The sequence below is a fragment of the Lysinibacillus sp. GW823-FHT06C08 genome (genome assembly GCF_058795135.1).
This window is the reverse complement of sequence record NZ_JBXAHN010000003.1, coordinates 1-21,180: the sequence shown is the minus strand read 5'-3', so window position 1 is coordinate 21,180 and position 21,180 is coordinate 1. Positions and strand designations below refer to the sequence as shown.

Below are 21,180 nucleotides of genomic sequence, written 5' to 3'. Positions count from 1 at the left end.
CCGTAAAATTATCGAACGATTAATACATCACAATGAGCATGACGTACTACTTTTTCTGCTACAGACCCTAGCATCATTTTTTCCATTCGATTTAACCCGGTTGCCCCACATACGATCAAATCAACATTCGTAAGCTGTGTCAAGATCCCCTTTGGCGAACCCGTTTCTACTACAGATTCTACACTTTGAACACCTGTCTGAACCACTTGCTTTTCTAAGCTTTCCATTTTGCTCTTGTTTTCTTTCTTCAATTCTTCCGCATATTTTAAATCATATGCTGACACCGCTCCAAAAGATTTTGTATCAATCACATTCACTAATTGCAAAGTAGCATTGTGTTGCATTGCTACTTGACTCGCTCTTTCTAAAGCCTTCAATGATTGTTCTGAGAAATCAATTGCTACTGCGATTTTAAAATAATTAGCCATATTTAGTCCTCTCCATTCATCATGCCATTCCATGTTTTCACAAATATTATATCATAACGGTATTCTGTATAGTTTATCGTCATCGGGTTGAGGATTGCCGCGTCCATCCGTATTATTACTAATAAAGTATAAGTAGCTACCATCCATAAAAACATCTCGTATTCTTCCAAATTCCGATAGTAGCATATCTTGTTTTTTCATGTTTACATCAAATGTTAGCACCGCAGTCCCCCTTAGTGCTGCAGCATATAAATGATCATCTACTACAGTAATACCAGATGGCGCCCACGTTTTCGTCGAGCCTGAGGTAAATAGTGGCGTGACCATATGTTGCTGTTTGTCTGTTCCCTCCATAAGTGGCCAACCATAATTCTTCCCTTTTTCAATCATGTTGATTTCGTCATTGGCCGCATTGCCATGTTCGCTTGCGTACATCGTACCATCCGTTGCCCATGCTAATCCCTGCGGATTTCGATGCCCATAGCTATACACATAAGAACGAGGAAAAGGATTATCATTCGGTATGGAACCGTCCAAATTGAGTCGTAAAATCTTTCCTTCCAATGCATCTAAATCCTGTGCTAAAGATGGCTGAGTGGCATCTCCGACAGTAACATACAATTTCCTATCGGGACCTATTTTTAAACGTCCGCCATGATGATATGTACCGCTCTGTATTCGATCAATTAAGAGATCTGTTTCCTGCCTCTTATTATCGATTAGCGTTAATGTTACAACCCGATTAAATTGTGCTGATCCCTCTTCATACGTATAGTAAGCATAAGCAATATGGGTTGTCGTAAAATCAGGAGATAACACAAATCCTAGGAGGCCAGCTTCAGGAGCTGTCGATAATTCCTTCTTTAATAGGACCTGTTGTCTTGCAACTTCACCTTCCATGATCTTCACAATATTGCCTGGTCTTTCTGTTACATATAATGCTGTATCGCTTTTTTCAATCGACCAAGGTGTTCGTAATTGCTTCGCTATTATTTCAACGTTTGGAATGACTTTTGAGGGTTCTTCTTGTTTTACCATCCTCTCATTCTTCTCCTTGGTAGAAGTACAGGCCGCACACATAAAAATGGCTAGCAGCAAAATGGGAATCATTCGCTTCATCTTGTCTCCTCCTTTTTTGAAAATAGAAAAAGACGTCGGCCCTAGACGTCTCTTTTACTTATTTTTATACTTTCAAACATAATTATTTCACCAAATGTTTTTGTGTGCTCTAGTACTTTAAGATAAGCTTCTTTTCGATGGATGAGTCGTTCTTGTCGTAATTTTTGATAGGAATAATAAAAATCATCTATTGTTATTTTATCCATAAACTCACCTCTTATAGTAGTGTATGCTAACACTATTATAAGGTTGGTAAATTCTTACGACAATTCTATTTTCTATTTTTGATTATAAGTTCCCAAAAATCCAAGGATAAAAGACATACGATTTCTCGAAAGAATATACATATTTATCTAATTAGTTGATAAAAAAAGGCAATACTTTTTCTTCTACAACTTGTTCACCCGCCTGTATCCATCTACTTTTATCATGAATATGCCCATCCTTATCAAGCGGCGTCTGGAACTGACTAGCTCCTGTAGCATCCAGTAAAGAGCCTTCATCATAATCTAAACCAACGTTAGCAACATGTTTAATAACAAACGGCTTTTGAAATCGAATTTGGGCATCTTCATTATCTAATTCCCCAACTGTTACGATAAAGGGCACGCGCAAATAGATCGTTTCGCCGCCACCTCTCCATAGTACCGCGTCAAAGCTCCCTTTATGATACTCCCAATTCCCACCAATTGTAAAACCGCGATCAATAATATGATCTCGCAAATAACCATAGCCTATCTCTTTTCCAACTATTTTTGAATCAAACTGTAGCAATTTGAAACCTCCTCCTTTCACTTAATAAAAGTCTATCCTAAAAAGAGGAATTACAAACTATTTCTCGCATTCAGCAAAAAAATCCCGAAGCCCTAAACTAACAAGGTATCGAGATTTTCGTCAATATTTATAAAGGAACTGACACTGTTCGATTTAAAACATATTTAGCGGCTTCTACATATTCTGTAACAGTTCTTAGGCTAACCGTGGCAGTTGGCACTAAGCTTTCAAAGCCATGATAGCATCCTGGATATAAATGAAACTCAACATCGACACCTGCCTGACAGAGCTTCGTTACATATTGTAACGTTTCATCACGGAACGGATCTAGCTGACCAACACATGTGTAAGTAAAGGGAAGCCCAGTTAAGTCATCGGCTCTTGCAGCAGCAGCGTATGGTGGCACATTGTCACTACCGTTTTCTCCATTTAAATACATTTCCCATCCCTTTTGATTAAGGGAATGGTTCCAGATCATATGACCAGTAATTTCTAAGGCGGATGGTGTATTATTCCGATCATCTATCATTGGATATAAAGGCATTTGGAAGCTAAGCTTTGGATAATTGCGATCACGTGCTAGCAATGCAAGAGCAGCGGTTAGCCCACCCCCAGCACTTGCCCCGGCTATCCCTATACGTTGATTATCAATCCTTAGTGCATCTGCATGATCTGCCACCCATTTTAACGCAGTATAACAATCTTCGAGTGGTACTGGGTAAGGATACTCAGGTGCAAGTCTGTAGTCTACTGATACAACGACGCACTTTGCATCTGTAACGAAGCGCTGACAAAGCAAATCATCGCCCTCTGGAGCTCCTAAAACATAGCCACCTCCATGAATCCACACCAATGCTGGGTAAATTTCACTTTGGTCTTTTGGCTGGTAGATTCTAATGCGCAGTGCAACACCCTCTTCAGGTCCTTGAATCATTTTATTAGTAACTATAATCTGCTCGTCTATTGTTGCTGGTACAGCTACAGCCGCCATCCCATCTCTTGTAGCTTGTACATTGTCTAAGTCTAAAGGTGGAAAAACAGCTAATAATTCTTTTAGTTCCGGATCAATACGATGTTCCATTAAGCTTCATCCTCTCTTTTATCAATTCTTTATGATGTAAGTCCGCCATCAATTGTCACAACTGCACCATTCATATAGGAAGACTCCTGCGAAATTAAGAAAGCGATTACATTTGCGATTTCAGTAGGGTTTGCTAATCTTCTTAGAGGCCCATTCTCCTCAGGGCCTGTTTCAAGTCCCTTTGTCATGTTGGTCCTAACACCACCGGGGCATATAGCATTTACGCGGACGCCGCTAGGTCCATATTCTATAGCAGCCGTTTTAGTTAGCCCGATGACACCATGCTTGCTTGCCGAATAGCCTCCCATATAGGGCTGCCCTTGTATTCCAGCAGCTGAGGCGGTATTCACGATGACACCTGATTGTTGTTGTTCCATCTCTTTTAGCACATACTTTAAACCTAAAAATGCCCCTTTCAGATTGACCGAGATTACACGATCAAACATCTCCTCATCTAAATCACCTAACAATGTGGGTGGACTTAAAATGCCCGCATTGTTAATGAAAGCATCAATTCGACCAAAAGCCTGCTTGGCAGCATCCACATACTTCCTTACATCTTGACTGTTGGAAACATCTGCTTGGACAAAAATGGCCTGCTGCTGATGCTCTTTCACAGCTTTTAAAGTGTCCTGACCACTCCTTTCATCAAAATCTACTAATATTAATGCCTTGTTTTTTGTCGCTAGTAGTTTAGCTGTTTCTCTACCTATTCCGCTTCCCGCACCAGTAATAATCACTACTTGCTGCTCCATATTATTTATGCTCCTTCCTCAGACACTATGATATAGATTTTAATTTTAATAGCTGAAAGCCTTCATAATTATTTTGGGCAACTTCCTGACAGCGTTTTGTGTAATAATCGAAGCCACCTAGATAGATTAAGAAGCTACGTGGTTTCCCTGCAATATTTGAGCCTGTATACCACGAATCGCCTTTTACATATAATGTTTCATTCGCAATCTCTCGACAATGTTTACTCCATGCCTGCTCTGCCTCCGCATTTGTCTCCATGACATCGATATCATGTTCACGTAAATAATCGATGCATTGTGCTATCCATTCTACATGTTGCTCTATAGCGATTGGCATATTTACAAGGACAGAAGGACTTTCTGGACCTGTAATCATAAATAGATTTGGAAAGCTGGCTGTAGCTAGTCCAAGATAGGTTTGAACAGATGCACCATTTTCCCATTTGTCTTTTAATGTCACGCCATTCCTTCCACGAATATCTATTTTAAATAAGGGACCCGTCATGCCGTCATAGCCCGTTGCAAATATGATAATATCTAACTCGAAATGATCGCTAGCTGTTTGGACCCCTGTTTCAGTAATCTCTAAGATGGGCGATTCCTTTACATCCACCAATAAAACATTATCTCTGTTATAGGTTTCAAAATAATCGCTATCTAAAACTTGTCTTTTTGTACCATACATATACTTGGGACATAACTTCTCTGCAACGGTCGGATCTTGAACAGTTTCGCGTATTTTAGAACGAATAAATGCTGCCGCCTTTTCATTCGACTGTTCATTTGTTAATAAATCCTTGTAAGTCGATGCAAAGGCAAAACCACCCTGTGCCCATGCTTCCTCAAAAACTTCCTGTCTATGATGATCACTATCCTCAATGGCAGATGGGTGGTTATAGGCAAAAGGGGTGCCTGAAACAGAATTCCTCATTGCATGCTTTAGATTTTTGAAATTCCCCTTAGTCTCTCGTATAAAGTCTTCATCATACAGATGATTACGAGCAGGAATTGTATACTGTGGTGTTCGTTGAAAGACGGTTAAATGCTTGGCTTCTTTAGCAATTACCGGAATGGCTTGAATACCACTGGAGCCCGTTCCAATAATCCCTACTCTTTTGCCTGTGAAATCTACCTTTTCATGTGGCCAATGCCCGGTATGGTACCATTTTCCACTAAACTGATCTAACCCTTGAAACTTAGGAACATTCGCTGCAGAAAGGCAGCCTATCCCTGTAATAAAATACTTCGCTAAAACTTGATGCCCATCATTTAGATGAACCAGCCATTTATGCTGTTCCTCATCAAAATGTGCAGCCTTGACGCGTGTGTTGAATTGAATATTGGATCGTAATTTTAAACGATCTGCCACATAGTTTAAATACCGTAATATTTCTTCTTGCTCAGGAAATCTAGATGTCCACGTCCATTCTTCATATAATTCTTTAGAGAAAGTATAATTATAATAAATACTTTCAATGTCACATCTAGCACCAGGATATCGATTCCAATACCAAACGCCTCCTACACCATCACCAGTTTCATAGACGATCGTTGAAAATCCTTTACTCTTTAATTGATGTAACATATATAAGCCTGCAAATCCTGCGCCTAGAATAACTGCATCTACCTCTTTAATTGGTTGATTTTTCACATCATTCCCCCTCATCTAATAAATTCTCAAGTGAACATTAAGAAAAAAATAGCTTTTCTTAACATAAATGCTACAACTTACAGAAAATATTGAAAATTCCTTATTTTAAGCGTAGTATATACTTAAAAAAGGGGATAGGTCATGTCCAATCTCTATACCATTCAAAAACGTTTCGACACTGTGCAAAACTATTCCAATCACGAAGAGTTGTTGATTCACATTTTGCAGGTATATCTAGATTCTTTTCCGATTAAGGATGCTTATTTATTAAGGTATTCACCGATAGGCTTTGTCGCTGAAGGTATTATTTTTTTAAATGAAGAAGGTGGCAGTCATATCGGAGAAATTCGTGAGGAAATACGAAGCTTCCCTATTATTTATTCAGCTATCGTTGAGAAAAAAGCTAAATTTTGTACGGGCATGGACTATTTAAAAAACATTAGTATTAAATATTCCATCTCCTCTCAAAACAACGCTTTTTTAATTGTTCCTATCTTTATTGGACATTATGTGTTTGGTTATATTTGCAGTACACAAATAGATATGGATAAAATAACTGAAAAGCTACTAGATGACTTTACAGCCTTTGGCAATGTGATTGGTCAGCTCATCATTCAAGCTAGAGACCATAAAAAGGGAAGTATACTTAGTAAGAGAGAATTAGAGGTCATGAGACAAATTGCTTTAGGAGATAGTACGAAGGAAATGGCCGATTTTATGAATTTAAGTGAATTAACGATCAATCAATACGTAAAATCCGCCATCAAAAAGTTACAGGCCAAAAATCGCACTCATGCCATCAGTATTTTATATCAAGAGGGAGTTATTTAATAGGGGGAACAGACCACTCCCCCTTTAGCCTATCGAATTAGGCATCTGAATCGAAAATAAGCTAATATCACATTAGTTACATTCATTCCCAATATGCTTTCATTATATCCGTTGACCATGCTGGCTGTTTAATAACTCCTTTCGGTAGGAATTCTTTCATCACTGGCTTCATGTCTATAATAGGCGTCCCATCAATGGCATCAAGTCCTTTTACAATCAAAGTCCTCTGTTTGACCTCTACCAATTCAACCATCGTAATGCCTATTTTATTAGGTCTATTTTTCCCTCTTTGTGCGAAAATGCCGACCTTTGGATAGTTTTGATTATTTCTTGGATGCCTTGCTTCATACTGAATTTGTTCGTCTGAAACCTGATCAAAATAAAAAATGATCTCTATATGAGAAAAATCTTCTAATCCTTTCAACGACTCTTCATGCAAATTTTCTGAGAGTTCAATGGTTGAAATAATTTCTCCCCAATGATCATCTTTTATTGTTTTCCGGCTATTGCTAACTGTAGCAACTGGTTGAATCATATATTGCATTCCATCATCCCCATTCCCTAATTCCAGTATATAGGAATAAATAAAAAAAAGGTGATTAACGTATTAATCACCCGACGTTCCATAATCCTTGATGGTTACGTTCACTTCACATTTTATAGGTACCTCACTAAATATCTCATCCCAATCTTTTTTTATCTTTTCCCATTCTTTCGGATACTTAATTCTTATTTTATTGCCGAATCCTGAAACATCTGTTTGATATTCCTGTTGAAGCTTTTCCGACGTTTTCATGACTAATCGTTCAATTTCTTGCTCGATTGTTTTCTCTGCTTTTTTTAAAAATTTATTATTAAATGCTTTATCTGACAGTACCCAATGTTCAGCAATTCTTCCTTCAGATTGAATTTTTACTGTAAAAGAAATATGGTCACCCTCTACTTTTGGTACAATCTTACTTTTCATAGACATGATTTCATAAACGATAGGTGAGCTCGAGTCTTCATCAAAACTCTTTACTAAACCTCCTTCACCTTTCCCTGTGATCCATGAAATACCCTCTAAGTCACTTTCATTCAGAAAACCTCGAAGCTTTTTAGTTTTCCCATCAATGACAGCAGCGCCTACAAATTTTACTTCTCCATCTTCTGAAATAACGTTTTGTAATAAAAAGCTTGAATCCGAATATAATTTTCCTTCTAATTTCGCAATGGTCATAGGTGGCAAAATTTTAGTTGTTCTTTCATGCCCCTCCATCATCTCAACTAATTGAAAGGCAGGGATTTTCGTTGGCTCATTCGTTTCAAGTGTATCACTTGCCCGCCCCTGAGCAATAAGAAGAAGTCCGCTTGGTCGTATTTCGAGCTCTCTTAGAAAAAAGTCCAACAATTGTTGCAGGTTAATGGTGCTAGCAAGTTCATCGCCAATAATGGTGACCTTGGAATGCTCCGCAAATGAATGTTTGTCTGACTTTAATAGCATATTTCGTAAAGTAGGTAAAACAACATCCCCTGTTTCAGAAACATTTTTATATGCCTTTTCTCGTAATGTTCCATCTTTCATTCCAGTAACAGTTGTCTCAGAAGTGACCAATTGATTCGTAACGGTAAGCAATGTTCTATTAGCATATTTAGCCTCTGTTTGTTCCTCAGTGGTAGCCTCTCCTGTTGCTAAATCTAATGAGGTACCAACAATCAATCCTAAATCCTCAATCTCTTTACTACTCCAGCAGCCAGTAAGTAGGAGAGATACCATTACCATAAGAGAAATACGCAAATATTGATAGAGTCTCATCATGTTTTATCGCCTTTCAGTTTTGATATAAGGAGTAAGGTTATGGGTAGTACACCAAATAAAAATAACGCAGCATGACCGATTTTATCGCCAAACTTAAACAAGTCATTAATATTTTTAGGTGTCATCGCGATAATATAAATAATCGGTAATAACCCATATAGAAAAGGGTGCATGCTTTTCTTAAAAAGCTGAGATAATCCTAGAGCGGCAGCATAATAGGTAATGGTGAAGGTAGCAAAGATTTGCATAATCCATATAACAAGTAAAAATGATTCGAAGCGCTCAAAAATTAATCCTGGAATTTCAAAACTCCGCATGAGTTCGATTGTTGGCCATGTTCTTGTCATGACCCCTTCGATGGAAAGAGCGCCTATCACCATTACAACTGTAATAACATAAAAAAGTAATGGAATCGCTATGCCCACTAAGACGACTTTGACTGCTTTCTTTTTATCAGATGGGTACATAAATGCCACTAAGAGTAGCATAATCTCAGGGCCTAGAAACGCTAAAGTCGCCGTTTTGATTCCTTTCAATATCGGAACGACTCCCATCCCTAAAACAGGTCGAAGATGATCGATTTCAAAGATTCCTAAGCTTAAAAAAGCGACAAGTAAAAAAATCACAAAGGTAATGGGAAATATAATTTCGAATAAACGACCGATTGAATTAATCCCACCACTCACCAAATAGAGCCCCACCCATAAAAAAGGCAAAATAATAGCCCATGTGGGTGTTCCCTCCAATAAAAAGAGGGAGGTTACTTCAGCCATGATTCGAACCTCAAATGCAGAAATCGTAAAGAAATAAGTAATGACAAGCGCGCTAATCAACCAGCCTAGCCATTTCCCAACAATATCTTGATTGTATTGATAAAATGTCTTATCTGGATATTGTTGACTTAGCTTGACGATAATCACACCTGCAATCATGGCGACAAGACCGCCTAAAAAAACACTAATCCATACATCTGGTGTTTTCACCTTCTCTACCGAGGCACGAGGCAAGGTGAGAATGCCAGTTGCAAGAATATAATTAATAATAATGACTATTGTTTGGGACGTCGTAATTTTATCTTTTGGACTGGTGATCATGGCTACTATTTTCCTTTCCTCGTATTTCCCCTTTACGAACAGAATCTTTTGGCTGTAATAATTTTGGTCGGCGTTTCATCATCATTAATGGCATACGTACCATAAAATCTTTCCAATCCCCTGCTCTATATGGGACAGTTGGACTAACATAAGGAACACCAAAACTCTTCAGCTTCACTAAATGACTGCACAGGAACAGGAAAAATAAAATGACCCCGTAAAGACCAAATATTGCAGCGAAAAACATGGCCACAAATCGGAGCATTCGTAATGTAATCCCAGCGTTATATTGAGGGATGGCAAAGGATGAAATAGCGGTTAAAGCAACGACGATCACCATAATCGGACTTACAATTCCAGCTTGGACGGCGGCTTCTCCAATAACAAGACCTCCGACGATCCCCATTGTAGGACCTATCGGTTTGGGCAAGCGAAGTCCAGCTTCTCGTAAAATTTCGATTGCTACCTCCATAATAAGCGCCTCGATTAACGCAGGAAATGGAACTCCTTCCCTTGTGGACATCATAGACAGTGCTAGCTTAGTTGGGATTAATCCCTGATGGAACGACACAAAAGCAATATACATGGATGGACCAAAAAGAGTAATCCCAGCTGCTAAGTATCGTAGAAGACGGATAAGCGAACTAGCAAACCATCGTTCATAATAATCTTCCGGCGATTGTAGTAGCATATTAATGGTAACTGGTACAATTAAAGCAAATGGTGTGCCATCTAATATAATGGCAACTCGCCCCTCCATTAATGCCCCATACACGCGATCAGGACGCTCCGTGTTCTGCACTTGTGTAAAGGGGCTCAGAAAATTATCTTCAATTAATTGCTCTATATAGCCCGATTCTAATAGGTTATCAAGATCGATTGTTTGTATCCGTTTTTTTACCTCCTCCACCAACTCTGGATCTACTATCTCATCCATATAGGCAATGACTAGCTCCTTTTTTACCCTCTCCCCTACCGCCATCTGAATGATAGATAATTGCTGATTTTCACCTTGCTGTCTTAGAAGAGCTGTATTGTCACTTAATCTTTCTGTAAAGCCTACTCTTGGCCCTCTAACTACCGCTTCTGAAATAGGCTCTTCAATATTTCGCGTCTTGCCATTTATCGTACAAAGTAATAAAGCATTAGGCATACCATCTACAAATAAAGCTGTATATCCTGTTAGTACTTTACTTATTGTTCCTTGCATCGTTGATTCTTCTAGGACATCACCGATAGGTATATTATTTTTCATGAGGTTCTGTATATTTCCTTTTTCTGTTAAATTAGAGGCGGATATGTCCGAAAAACGCTCCATAATCGAAGTCAAAATATGCTCTTCGATTTGCATTTTATCTGCCAGTCCTTCCAGAAAAACGATGGCCGCACGAATATCAGTATTTCCTATGTGAAACTCTCTAAAGTGGGCATCCCAATTATGCCCAATTTCTTTTTTTATTCGTTCAAAATCTTTGTTAAAATCACCTGTTAGCGGGTCGACTGTTTCTTGACTAAATGGCTGATCTGCTTCCTTTTGGTTCGTGTATTCCTTCATATCGATCTTGCCATTCTTCTTTTTTTCAAGTATTAAACCATTAAATAATTTGAAAATCAAAAATGGAATAATGAATGCTAAAAAACCCTGCATAAAAACTTGCCAATGTGGTATGTAGGATATTATCCTTTCCCACATAATGATCACCCTCTTTAATACAATCGAACATAGAATTACTACATGTTTTTATCATTATCTAAGCAGTCCTATTTTAAACTTCTAAACGTCAACATCTTTCCATGACAAAGTGCTCGCATTGAGGCGTGTTTTTAGCTTAATGATTAAATTCATGGGCTTTCCTCAGCCCTTTATATCCCCTTTTATTTATCCGAATCATTGAAATCTATAAAATAAGATATGGTATACTAGCTACTATGAAAAATTAGAAGGTGACATATATGCTAGAAGTTAATGAAAGTAAATTAGCACACTATAGTATCCATTTTTTGAGCGAGTCGACACTTCTTTTAGGAGAAGAGGAATTTACACAGCCGGAGCTCATGCTAGAGGCTGCCTTTACACAGCTTGCATTTAGTAAAATAGAGCTGGAGCAGCAATATGAATTTTTCCATGAAACAGATATAGCGCTGAATGAAGTTTTTGCCTATTCCCAAAAAATATTTGAGCAGGACAGTAGCTTTCTTGAACAATCTCAAAATATGGCGAAGCACTTACATAGTGTATCCCAGCACCCAAATATTAAAAGCGGAGAGCTATTTATTGGCTTGTTTGAAAATTGTTTTCTATTAAATGAGGTTAAAAAGGTCATTGCCATTGTTAAAATTGATGAAAAAGAAATGTTTTTAGATGTCAAAAATGACAATAATAAAATGAGCATTCACGGTGTGGATGGCATTAATGTGAAAAAAATTAATAATATGGCGATCATCGTAGATATGGGACAAGAGCAACCCCCTGCTGTATTTATAAAGACGAAGCGAAAAGAGGATATTGTCTATTGGCAGGAACGATTTTTAAAAATTAAAGCAGCAGATGAGCATTACCATAAAACTGATTTAGCGCTTAATGAATGCAAGAAGTATATTTTAAAAGAAGAGAATTACTCGAACACAGAGAAGCTAGGCTTTTTAAATAAAACGTTAGATTATTTTAGAAATGAAGAGGAATTTCAAGTTGACCATTATATTGACACTGTATTTAAGCAAGCGGATGCTACCCAAAAGGATATCCTCGTCAATTCAGTCAAACCTTATGAAACCGTTATTTCTGACAGCGCACTAGAAAAAGCTGAAAAGAAATATAAACGCAAAATAAAGCTTGATTCCAATATTGAAATTCAAGTCAATATTCAGCATATCGATCAAATAGACGAGCTGATTGAAGTTGGCTATGATGAGGCAACAAATCGAAAATTTTATAAAATTTATTTCCAGGATGAAATATAAATAAGGGATGCCTTTCGAGAAGTTCACACACGATGGTTGTAGTGCTATCGCTTGACCGAGTAATGAGAATCAATGGCTTACCCTTATTTCATTATAAAAAAGGCATTCCCTTAAAAAGGGATGCCTTTTTTGCCTTAGAAACCACCACCATATTCTTTTTAAATTTTTCTTAAAGAAGATAAAACTTTTTCCTTTGGTAAAACGTCTAATAATTGGTAACAGAAGTTAACCTAAAGGAGAATGGATAAAAATGAAAAAACCTTTTAAGAAAACTTGGATTTTAGCTTCCGCATTAACACTAGGAATGGCCGTAATGACCCCGCTTCAAGCTGGTGCAACATCAGTGGATACAACTAAACAAGTCACTATACAAGTAGAACAAAAGATAAAAGGTACCATTAAGTACTTTGATGGCGATGGCCTTTCTATTAAAGGAGCTGACGGCAAAAATTATTTTATTGGCTTACACAAATTCTCTGACAAGCAAATCGAACAATTGAAGCTAGTAGAAGGACAGGAAATCGCTGTTGAAGGAAGTATTGTAGAAGATTACTCAGATTTCTATACTTTTGATGTGTATAAAAAAAGCTTACCTAAAGAAGTCACAAAAGAAGAATTAGTTCAATTAGAAAAGCTCTTCACTGACATGAAAAAAGCAGAAAAAGAAGAGAATTATGAAGAAATGGACCGAGTTTATGAGGCCATGAATAAAATTACAAGACCTTATGAATTGGCAAATTGGCAGCCTGAGCCTTTTGAAGAATTCATTAATGAAGCTGCTTTTGCTGAGCAAAACATCGTCATCAAAAAACAAGATAAAGAACAGCTTAAAGCACTTTATGATGATTGGGTAAAATTCACTAAAGAAGATAAATCAGATGAGGCACAAGAAAAAATAGATAAAATCTTTACTATTTTAGAGGCATACTTCCAAGAGCTATATCCTCCACTAACGTTTGAGCAGTATATGACTGATATGGATTTAGACATAACAAAAGAGGATCTCGTAAAGCTAAAGGCGATTTATGAGGAGGCTCAAAAAGCTGATAAAGATAAAAACGAAGAGCTTTCCATCAAGCTATGGGATCAATTCTACGAAGTCATTAATTCATATTATAAGCCAGTTTCCTTTGAAGAATATATGTCAGATATCGAATTTGACATTAGCGAATCGGATTACACAAAATTAAAACAGCTCTATGAGGAAGCAAATGCCTTAGATCAAAAAGGTGAAGATGAAAAGGCTGCTGCCCAATGGGAAGCCTTTTATAAAATTTTAGATCCCTATTATTTGGCAAATAGAGACATTCTGATTTCGGCATCGAAATTAATCATTCACGGGAATGACTTACTTCCAGAACAAACAAAATAATATTATTAGGGCTCTCCTATTTACTATAGGAGTAGCCCTTTTCTCTTATATGACAAAATTGTCATGTATTCTATGGAATAGTCATGTTAATCGATAGTTTGACCATAAATTGCTTGATATAGTAATCCTTGTTGTAACAAGCAATTTATATGTTAAGGAGAAATGAGCATGACATTATTTATTAAAAAATCTGTGATGATTGCTGTAATGCTAGTATTTTGTACGATGTTACCACAATTCGCACATGCAACATCCAAAGAAAAAATCCGTAAAATTGAACACTTTATTGAGGAACAACAAGCTCTTAGTAAAATCCCTGGCCTTTCAGTAATTATTGTTGATAAGGGGGTAACCGTTTATCAAAAAGGATTTGGGTATGCAGATACGAAGTCAAAGACACCCGTCACTTCAGATACTCTTTTTGAGCTAGGCTCGACATCTAAAGCCTTTACTGGCCTTGCCATTCTCCAATTGGAAAAAAAGGGAGTACTGAAACGTTCAGATGATATTCAAACATATATCCCATGGCTAACGTTAACCTATAATGGAAAAAAAGAAGTTATAACGATTCAGCAATTACTGTCGCATACAAGTGGGATTCCTTCTAATTCCATAGTTCAAATTCCAGAAAGCACTGACAAAAACGCCCTTGAACAAACGGTCAAAACATTACTACATCAAACATTAAATCGAAAACCAGGAAGCTCTTTTGAATATGCAACGATTAATTACGATGTGTTAGGACTACTCATTGAACAAGTATCCAAAATGCCCTATGATCAATACGTCAAACATAAAATTTTAGAACCTATCGGTATGTATGAATCGTTTGTAGGAATTCATCAAGTAGAATCCCCTCATATGGCTTCGGGTTATAAAATAGGGCTTATGAAAGAGCGACCTTTTACAGCCCCTATCTACCGAGGAAATATCCCTGCTGGCTATATCATCAGTAACGCAAATGATATTGCAAAATGGTTGAAATTACAGTTAGGCAATAGTGACATTTATTCGATTGACGCTAACACCATTAAAGAATCCCATACCCCTGACCACTCTGTAGAACCTTTTGATACAAATACTTTTTATGCTACTGGTTGGGCAGTGGTTGACAATGAAAACAAGCCCTACATTTACCATGCTGGTGAAAATCCGACGTTTACATCGTATTTCATGATGCAGCCTGATGAGCAAATAGGGGTTGCAATTTTAGCCAATATGAATACAAGCTCGACAACTGCTATCGGCCAAGGAATCATGGATTTGTGGGAAGGTAAAACAACAGCTCCCCAACATGCTAATAGCTATCAAAAGCTAGATAAAATCGTCACGATAATAAGTATCATTATAATAGGAATCTGTCTAATCCTTTGCTATCTTTTAATCAAAACGGCCACCAATATTTATAAAAAAAGACGCCAATTGACTAAGCTAACTAACAAGAAAATAATTTTATTAATGGTCCATTCATTACTCGTTGCCATCCTGATAACAGCGATTTTTATGGCACCAGAAGTATTACTTGGCGGTTTAAATTGGACCTTTATTAAAGTGTGGGCACCGACCTCTATATCGGTATTATTGGATAGCATTATAATGGCTTGTATTCTATATTTAACATGGGGGATTATACTCATTATGACAAAAAGGAAAGTGCTAGATTAATTGTCTATGGAATGTTGGACCATATACCAACAAGCTTTTGTTAGGATATTCTAAAGGTGAAAGGTTAGTGAGTAAATGTTATTAAAAGATGTTGAAAAGGTCCATAAACAAAGGATGAATTTCATAGGATTTTCTACGAAGGCCAGTCTAAACGAGGACATTCAATTAAACATTGTAAAAAATCTACGAGAACAAGTTTTAATTCAACTTCCTTTCATCAAAAATAGGATAGATAATAGCATTTTTCTTATCCAAGTATATGATGAAGAAGAATGGACACCTGACACCCCTTATACACATATTGTAGCAGTGGAAGTAAGTGATTTTTCATTTGTACCAAACGCTATGATTACACATACCATTCCTAACGGTGAATTTTTAGTATTTAAGCACCAAGGACCTGAGGAAAATATCGATAATACCTATATGGCTATGAATGATTGGTTGGAAGACCATAACTATGTAACCCCGCGTCCATTTGATATCGAACAATGGGATGATCTAGCAGCTATGAACAATCATAATCATATTATTAAACTTTATATACCATTATAATCTCCTTAATCCCATGGATTAAATAAATAGCCAGTTACTCGAATAGTCATGAGTAACTAGCTATTTTAAAATAATGAAACGCTACAAAAAATGAAACTAAATCCAATCTTGAACGTAAATTTATTTAATAAAAGTTATACGATTCGACTGAATTTTGGGAAACGGGGTTTGTTTTATGATTGAATGGTGGCAAAGTAAGAAAAGAAAAACGAGAAAAAGCAAAGAACATAATAAGTACTCCCTATTAGAATTACTTCTAGATGTGCTTTGTTGGATACCAGAGCTAATTTTATTGCCATTCAGATTAATTTTTTGGTTGTTTAGAGGTGTTGGTAGATTAATTGCAGATCTATCTTAATGTCGTGAACCACTATCAATGAAAATTAACGCTGAACTTTCATAGCGCTTTGTTATTTTCCCCATGGCTGTTCACCATATCTTTTAAGCTTCACAACTTCACCATCGTTATTGATTAAACGATTATATACATAATTAATTTTATATTCATTATACTTTTCTAATTGTATTTTTTCGTAAAAGTTCTTTGATAAAATCAGCTCTCGGTCATCAATTAACAAATAATATTGGCCGTTCTTTTCGACAATATTTTGTTCTTCAAGTAGATAGGTGCTTTCAACTTGTACATGATTAATAGAATAAAAACCGGCTACAAATAAGCCTACAAATGCAAATAATAAAAATATCACAAATAGCCTAGTTTTACTCATGTCCTCACCCCATTAAACTTAGTTTTCATACGATACTTATAGTCATTACGTAAAACCTAGAGCAATTCAAATAATCCATCCGGAACTAAATTACATTTATTGTTTGAAAAGTCACTAATGGGCTTCCACAGCAATTTAAAGCGTATGCCATTATCTTCTAGCCCCCAAAAAGAAGCTTTTTCATAAAAGGACATGTCAATAAATTCTGCTTCATGGACAAACACTATTTCATGCCCATTATCACCATTATATGTAAATATATTCTCAATTGTACCTACATGCTTTAAGTTAGTAATATTCGCTTCGATTTCTTCCAATATTTCTCGCCTTACCGCTTTCGAACTCGTTTCACCAAATTCAATTTTTCCGCCTATTGGTCGATAATAAAATGTCCCCTTTACTTCATCAAAGCCTTCACAGACAAGTATTGCATCTTCTTTTCTAAATACACAAATAGCTTTCACTATAATTTGCTCTTTATTCATTTTTTTCCTCCAAATCCTTTTTTATCTGTGTCATAGGTGCATTTTTTATTATAACAATTCGCCTATCGTAATCAAAAGTCTTTTATGCGAATGTTTTGTACAGATATAGCTCGTATTGATGTATTGTTTTCAGGCCAGTCATTAACATGATAAACTAGTAAGAAGTATACTAGGAAGGAGATGGAACGTGAATGATGGATGCTAAGACTATTTTGTTAGATCAACTTCTAGCAAATGCAAATGATCGTAGCTGGTATATGTCATTTCATGAAGTAGTTGAAGGACTTTCTGAGGAAGATGCATTTTGGAAACCCGATGAATCCAGTCATAGTATCGCTGAAATTGTCCAACATCTCATTTATTGGAATGAAACTTGGCAAATCAGATATAAGGAAAATCATGTCCAAGCCATTCCACAAGTTAAAAGCAATGATGATACCTTTCTTCTTAGAGATGAGGTCACTTTCTTGGAGCTAAAGGATAAATTGTTAAAAACGCTACTTCAGTGGCAGGAACTTCTTGAAGAGGAGCAACTACTATCTGATGTAAATGGTTTTCCAGTGAAGGCCGAATGGTGGGCTATCATCTCCAATGCCACCACTCATAATGCCTACCATATTGGACAATTAGCATATATTCGTAAGATGAAAAGATAGTATTTATTAGATTATATTTTGGCACCCATTCTGTAAAGAATACGGAACGAATTGCATAAAAATAAACCTCACCCTAAAGAGAGAGGTTTATCACTGATCTATTCAGCCATTCAAAGACAATTGCCTCTCATCTGAGTGGCTTTTTATTTTGGGTCTGCTTGAAGTGCATCTACCGAATCCACGAATGCTGAGGGAAGACCTCGTCTAATTAGGTTTGCAGAAACTGGCTTTTTCCCCATCTCCCTAGCCCAAATTGATAATTGTCCTATATGGTGAATTTCATGTGCAATAGTATGGCGAACGATTTCACCCCATGTATGCGTCTCGATTGTTCCATCCTCTAATGGAAGATGAAGTAAACGCTCTTCCATACTAGCATCCCATTTGTTTACAAAGCTTGCTACTTCTAAATGAAACTCATCTGTTAATTTCCGAACTTTTTCAAGGCTTTTATAGTCATCAAAATTCTCCTGAAAATCATCTTTACCTTGTAGCACACGTATCCAACTCCACTCTACATCCACTATGTGGAAGAGTGTATGTAGTATATTACCCATACCACCTGTTCTATTTTCTAAAAGTTCTTCTTCACTCAACTCTTCACACCAACGGAACCAATCTTCTCTTACCACCCAATTATATTTAAACAATAATTGCAAAAAAATCCCCCTCTTGAAAATAAAATAATAGCCCTTTATTACTTCTTCATATATGAATAGTTTTCCTCCATTTTCTCACAATTTTCGCGTTATTATTGCTAATACTCGCTATTTGCATTAAACTCACAGCATCTTTCCTACAAAAAAATAAAAAGCCTTACAACCTTAGTGGCTGTAAGGTTTACCTTAATTATTTTACTTCGTGCTGAATCATCAGGTATAAAAAAACAGGTCAAGCTAATGGTAAGGTATCCTGAGCACTCAAACATACTCTCCTTGATACCTTACTCATTTTCTTAACCTGCCTAGCAAAGGATTACCATTAATTCGATTCTACATCGTCTTCTTTGGAGTAATTATATTGAGATGGATCAACTGGCGTATACCCTGTTGGCTTATAGAATCTCAATAAGTCACCATTCACGACTTTATCAGATAGTTGCAATTTAAGATCTACTTCATTCTTAATTGTTTTCGCAGACTCTAATTGACTATCATCTAGTGGTAAACCTGTTTCATTATCATAAAATTTTTCATTCACTGAATAGATTTTTGGGCTGACAAAATCGCCATTTCTAAATGGCACAATTTCATGGTGCTCTTCTGACAATAGGTCAGATCCAAATTGAACAAATTGTTGCGTATCAATTCCTAGTAAATGTAATAACGTTGGAAGAAGGTCTGTTTGCCCACCATACGTATGGTTAGTACCACCCTCCATACCCGGAACATGGATGAATAATGGAACGCGTTGTAAATTAGCACTTTCATATGGTGTAATATCTTTTCCAATTACTTGACTCATGGCTGCGTTATGATTATCTGAAATACCATAATGGTCGCCATATAGAACAATCATCGAATGATCATATAAACCTGATTCTTTTAATTGTTGGAAAACTTGTTCGATTGCTTCATCTGCATAACGAGCAGTTTGGAAATAATTATCAACACTTGCATCGCCTGTATTTGCTTTATCGATTGTTACTAAGTCTTGATTCATTTTATATGGGTAGTGATTCCCAACCGTAATTAATTTTGTATAAAACGGTTGTGGTAAAGAACTTAAAAGATTTTGCGATTGTTCAAAGAATGGTTTATCTAATAATCCATACTCAGCCATGTCACCTGAAGTCCCCGTATTATAATAACTAGCATCATAGAACTTATCAAAACCAAAGGATTTATAAATCACGTTTCTGTTCCAGAAGCTTCCGTTATTGCCATGGAATACAGCCGATGTATAACCATAATCTTTTAAAATACTAGGAGCTGCCTGGTACGTATTTTGTGCTTTTGTAATATAAGCAGAACCTTGCGGTAACCCAAATAAAGAATTTTCTAGCATAAATTCTGCATCGGACGTTTTACCTTGTCCAGTTTGATGGAAGAAATTATCAAAATACAATGTATTTTTATCTTTTGCTAATGAGTTTAGAAATGGTGTAACTTCTTCACCGTTTAATTGATAGTCGATAAGAAAGTTTTGGAATGATTCTAAATGTAAATAGATCACGTTCATTCCTTTTGCTTTACCAAAATAATCAGCATTAGGCTTTGCGTAGTTGGCTTTAGTATAGTTAATCACTTCTGTAATATCACTACTATCCGCTAAAGCTCTTTGTGAAGATGCTTTCATCGTTTCTACTGAATCATAGATCGTATAGTTATACATTCCTAAATATTTCACAATATAGTTTCTATCAAAACCTCTTGTTAATAGCTGTGGACGATTAGCCTCAGCTAACCCTAAATTAAGAATTGAAATAGCTAATGCACATGTAATGATCGCCATTGCCTTTTTATAGCCAAAACGTTTTGTATCTTTTTGAATTCTTTTTGAGAATCGTAGGTAGAACATTACGAATACATCAACGAAGAACAAGATATCATATGGTTTTAATAAAGAAAGAACACTACCACCTAAATCACCAAAGTTCTGCGTTTGAGAAAGTGTTGGTAATGTAATGAAATCACTAAAAAATCGGTAATAAACAATATTAGCATACAAAAGAATGGACATCAGCGTGTACACTAAAACAAGTGATGTATATTTTCGTTTTCCTCTAAAGATAAATGAAAATCCTAAAAATAGCATGGCTGAGCCAAGTGGATTTAATAGTAAAAGGAATTGTTGAATTACTCCTTCTACACCTAGGTCAAATTGTGTTTGTTGAGAGACGTATGTTTTAATCCATAACATTAAAACAGCTACTACATATATTCCAAAAAAGTTATTCAATAGGTCGTCTTTTTTACTTAATAAATTTCTCATTTCTTGCACCTACCTTGTACTTATTGAATTTAATCTTGATGTCTATTAACTTATATTATAAGTATTGCATTGCATTTAAAATAATGTTACGCCACGATAGCTTTTTTCGCGACCAATGTATAGTACTCCCCATTTAGACTTCTGTCAAGTTGTTAGGCATCATAATAGACAATTCGTATAATCATTACTAATTAACACAAATGTTGGCATAAAAATGAGGCTGGGACAAAACTAGCTAATATTCAAGATAAAAGGGAAATCGATGCTGTTCGATTTCCCTTTTTGCTTATTTG

22 protein-coding genes are annotated in these 21,180 nt (G+C 36.4%); 7 read left to right on the top strand and 15 right to left on the bottom strand.

The window, feature by feature from the left end; genetic code table 11:
- Positions 1 to 8 precede the first annotated feature (8 nt).
- The 7 genes from AC1Q6O_RS10165 to AC1Q6O_RS10135 all read right to left on the bottom strand — a co-directional run bounded on the left by AC1Q6O_RS10165 (position 9) and on the right by AC1Q6O_RS10135 (position 5,808).
- Positions 9 to 428: a universal stress protein gene (locus tag AC1Q6O_RS10165; RefSeq protein WP_090002889.1), complete on the bottom strand. Its 420-nt coding sequence runs from the start codon at positions 426 to 428 to the stop codon at positions 9 to 11.
- 51 nt (positions 429 to 479) lie between these two features.
- Positions 480 to 1,547, bottom strand: a complete 1,068-nt coding sequence (locus tag AC1Q6O_RS10160) for a PQQ-dependent sugar dehydrogenase (RefSeq protein ID WP_492401108.1) — start codon at positions 1,545 to 1,547, stop codon at positions 480 to 482.
- A 41-nt stretch (positions 1,548 to 1,588) separates the two neighbouring features.
- Positions 1,589 to 1,753 carry a hypothetical protein gene (locus AC1Q6O_RS10155; protein ID WP_008180835.1) on the bottom strand — a complete coding sequence of 55 codons (165 nt, stop codon included), beginning with the start codon at positions 1,751 to 1,753 and terminating at the stop codon, positions 1,589 to 1,591.
- A 151-nt stretch (positions 1,754 to 1,904) separates the two neighbouring features.
- A complete protein-coding gene (locus AC1Q6O_RS10150) occupies positions 1,905 to 2,321 on the bottom strand; it encodes a YugN family protein (RefSeq protein ID WP_089986701.1) in 417 nt (138 codons plus the stop codon).
- Positions 2,322 to 2,448: 127 nt separating this feature from the next.
- Positions 2,449 to 3,402 carry an alpha/beta hydrolase gene (locus AC1Q6O_RS10145; RefSeq protein WP_090002887.1) on the bottom strand — a complete coding sequence of 318 codons (954 nt, stop codon included), beginning with the start codon at positions 3,400 to 3,402 and terminating at the stop codon, positions 2,449 to 2,451.
- Positions 3,403 to 3,431: 29 nt separating this feature from the next.
- Positions 3,432 to 4,157, bottom strand: coding sequence for an SDR family NAD(P)-dependent oxidoreductase (locus tag AC1Q6O_RS10140; protein ID WP_107922034.1), 726 nt, complete (start codon positions 4,155 to 4,157; stop codon positions 3,432 to 3,434).
- Positions 4,158 to 4,182: 25 nt separating this feature from the next.
- Positions 4,183 to 5,808: a flavin-containing monooxygenase gene (locus tag AC1Q6O_RS10135; RefSeq protein ID WP_366669048.1), complete on the bottom strand. Its 1,626-nt coding sequence runs from the start codon at positions 5,806 to 5,808 to the stop codon at positions 4,183 to 4,185.
- A 141-nt stretch (positions 5,809 to 5,949) separates the two neighbouring features.
- Here AC1Q6O_RS10135 and AC1Q6O_RS10130 point away from each other — a divergent pair, with 141 nt between their 5' ends.
- Positions 5,950 to 6,639, top strand: a complete 690-nt coding sequence (locus tag AC1Q6O_RS10130) for a response regulator transcription factor (protein ID WP_008180826.1) — start codon at positions 5,950 to 5,952, stop codon at positions 6,637 to 6,639.
- Positions 6,640 to 6,721: 82 nt separating this feature from the next.
- Here AC1Q6O_RS10130 and tsaA read toward each other — a convergent pair whose 3' ends face one another.
- From tsaA to AC1Q6O_RS10110, 4 genes are all read right to left on the bottom strand, one after another.
- On the bottom strand, positions 6,722 to 7,183 hold the full coding sequence (gene tsaA / locus AC1Q6O_RS10125) for a tRNA (N6-threonylcarbamoyladenosine(37)-N6)-methyltransferase TrmO (protein ID WP_171365521.1): 462 nt from the start codon (positions 7,181 to 7,183) through the stop codon (positions 6,722 to 6,724).
- A 63-nt stretch (positions 7,184 to 7,246) separates the two neighbouring features.
- On the bottom strand, positions 7,247 to 8,434 hold the full coding sequence (locus AC1Q6O_RS10120; RefSeq protein WP_090002924.1) for a Ger(x)C family spore germination protein: 1,188 nt from the start codon (positions 8,432 to 8,434) through the stop codon (positions 7,247 to 7,249).
- Positions 8,434 to 9,531, bottom strand: coding sequence for a spore germination protein (locus AC1Q6O_RS10115; protein WP_008180822.1), 1,098 nt, complete (start codon positions 9,529 to 9,531; stop codon positions 8,434 to 8,436). Before AC1Q6O_RS10115 ends, AC1Q6O_RS10120 begins: the two co-directional genes overlap by 1 nt.
- Positions 9,509 to 11,179 (bottom strand): spore germination protein, encoded by a 1,671-nt coding sequence (locus AC1Q6O_RS10110; RefSeq protein WP_492401106.1) that lies wholly within the window; start codon positions 11,177 to 11,179, stop codon positions 9,509 to 9,511. The genes AC1Q6O_RS10115 and AC1Q6O_RS10110 overlap by 23 nt, the downstream gene beginning before the upstream one ends.
- A 305-nt stretch (positions 11,180 to 11,484) precedes the next feature.
- Between AC1Q6O_RS10110 and AC1Q6O_RS10105 the strand changes: the two genes are divergently transcribed.
- The 5 genes from AC1Q6O_RS10105 to AC1Q6O_RS10085 all read left to right on the top strand — a co-directional run bounded on the left by AC1Q6O_RS10105 (position 11,485) and on the right by AC1Q6O_RS10085 (position 16,442).
- Positions 11,485 to 12,492, top strand: a complete 1,008-nt coding sequence (locus AC1Q6O_RS10105) for a nucleoid-associated protein (RefSeq protein WP_492401105.1) — start codon at positions 11,485 to 11,487, stop codon at positions 12,490 to 12,492.
- Positions 12,493 to 12,742: 250 nt separating this feature from the next.
- Positions 12,743 to 13,864: a hypothetical protein gene (locus AC1Q6O_RS10100; protein ID WP_342530272.1), complete on the top strand. Its 1,122-nt coding sequence runs from the start codon at positions 12,743 to 12,745 to the stop codon at positions 13,862 to 13,864.
- A gap of 168 nt (positions 13,865 to 14,032) precedes the next feature.
- Positions 14,033 to 15,529, top strand: a complete 1,497-nt coding sequence (locus AC1Q6O_RS10095) for a serine hydrolase domain-containing protein (protein WP_492401104.1) — start codon at positions 14,033 to 14,035, stop codon at positions 15,527 to 15,529.
- 75 nt (positions 15,530 to 15,604) lie between these two features.
- A complete protein-coding gene (locus AC1Q6O_RS10090; RefSeq protein ID WP_492401103.1) occupies positions 15,605 to 16,084 on the top strand; it encodes a GyrI-like domain-containing protein in 480 nt (159 codons plus the stop codon).
- Between the two features lie 175 nt (positions 16,085 to 16,259).
- Positions 16,260 to 16,442 (top strand): hypothetical protein, encoded by a 183-nt coding sequence (locus AC1Q6O_RS10085; RefSeq protein ID WP_008180810.1) that lies wholly within the window; start codon positions 16,260 to 16,262, stop codon positions 16,440 to 16,442.
- A gap of 52 nt (positions 16,443 to 16,494) precedes the next feature.
- Here AC1Q6O_RS10085 and AC1Q6O_RS10080 read toward each other — a convergent pair whose 3' ends face one another.
- Positions 16,495 to 16,812: a hypothetical protein gene (locus AC1Q6O_RS10080; protein WP_008180809.1), complete on the bottom strand. Its 318-nt coding sequence runs from the start codon at positions 16,810 to 16,812 to the stop codon at positions 16,495 to 16,497.
- A 56-nt stretch (positions 16,813 to 16,868) separates the two neighbouring features.
- Complete coding sequence (locus tag AC1Q6O_RS10075; RefSeq protein WP_089987136.1) at positions 16,869 to 17,297, bottom strand: NUDIX hydrolase; 429 nt, start codon at positions 17,295 to 17,297, stop codon at positions 16,869 to 16,871.
- A gap of 191 nt (positions 17,298 to 17,488) precedes the next feature.
- Here AC1Q6O_RS10075 and AC1Q6O_RS10070 point away from each other — a divergent pair, with 191 nt between their 5' ends.
- Positions 17,489 to 17,953, top strand: a complete 465-nt coding sequence (locus AC1Q6O_RS10070) for a DinB family protein (protein WP_089987135.1) — start codon at positions 17,489 to 17,491, stop codon at positions 17,951 to 17,953.
- Between the two features lie 143 nt (positions 17,954 to 18,096).
- Here AC1Q6O_RS10070 and AC1Q6O_RS10065 read toward each other — a convergent pair whose 3' ends face one another.
- A complete protein-coding gene (locus tag AC1Q6O_RS10065; protein ID WP_089987134.1) occupies positions 18,097 to 18,612 on the bottom strand; it encodes a DinB family protein in 516 nt (171 codons plus the stop codon).
- Between the two features lie 322 nt (positions 18,613 to 18,934).
- Positions 18,935 to 20,887 (bottom strand): lipoteichoic acid synthase, encoded by a 1,953-nt coding sequence (ltaS, locus tag AC1Q6O_RS10060; protein WP_492401102.1) that lies wholly within the window; start codon positions 20,885 to 20,887, stop codon positions 18,935 to 18,937.
- Positions 20,888 to 21,180 lie beyond the last annotated feature (293 nt).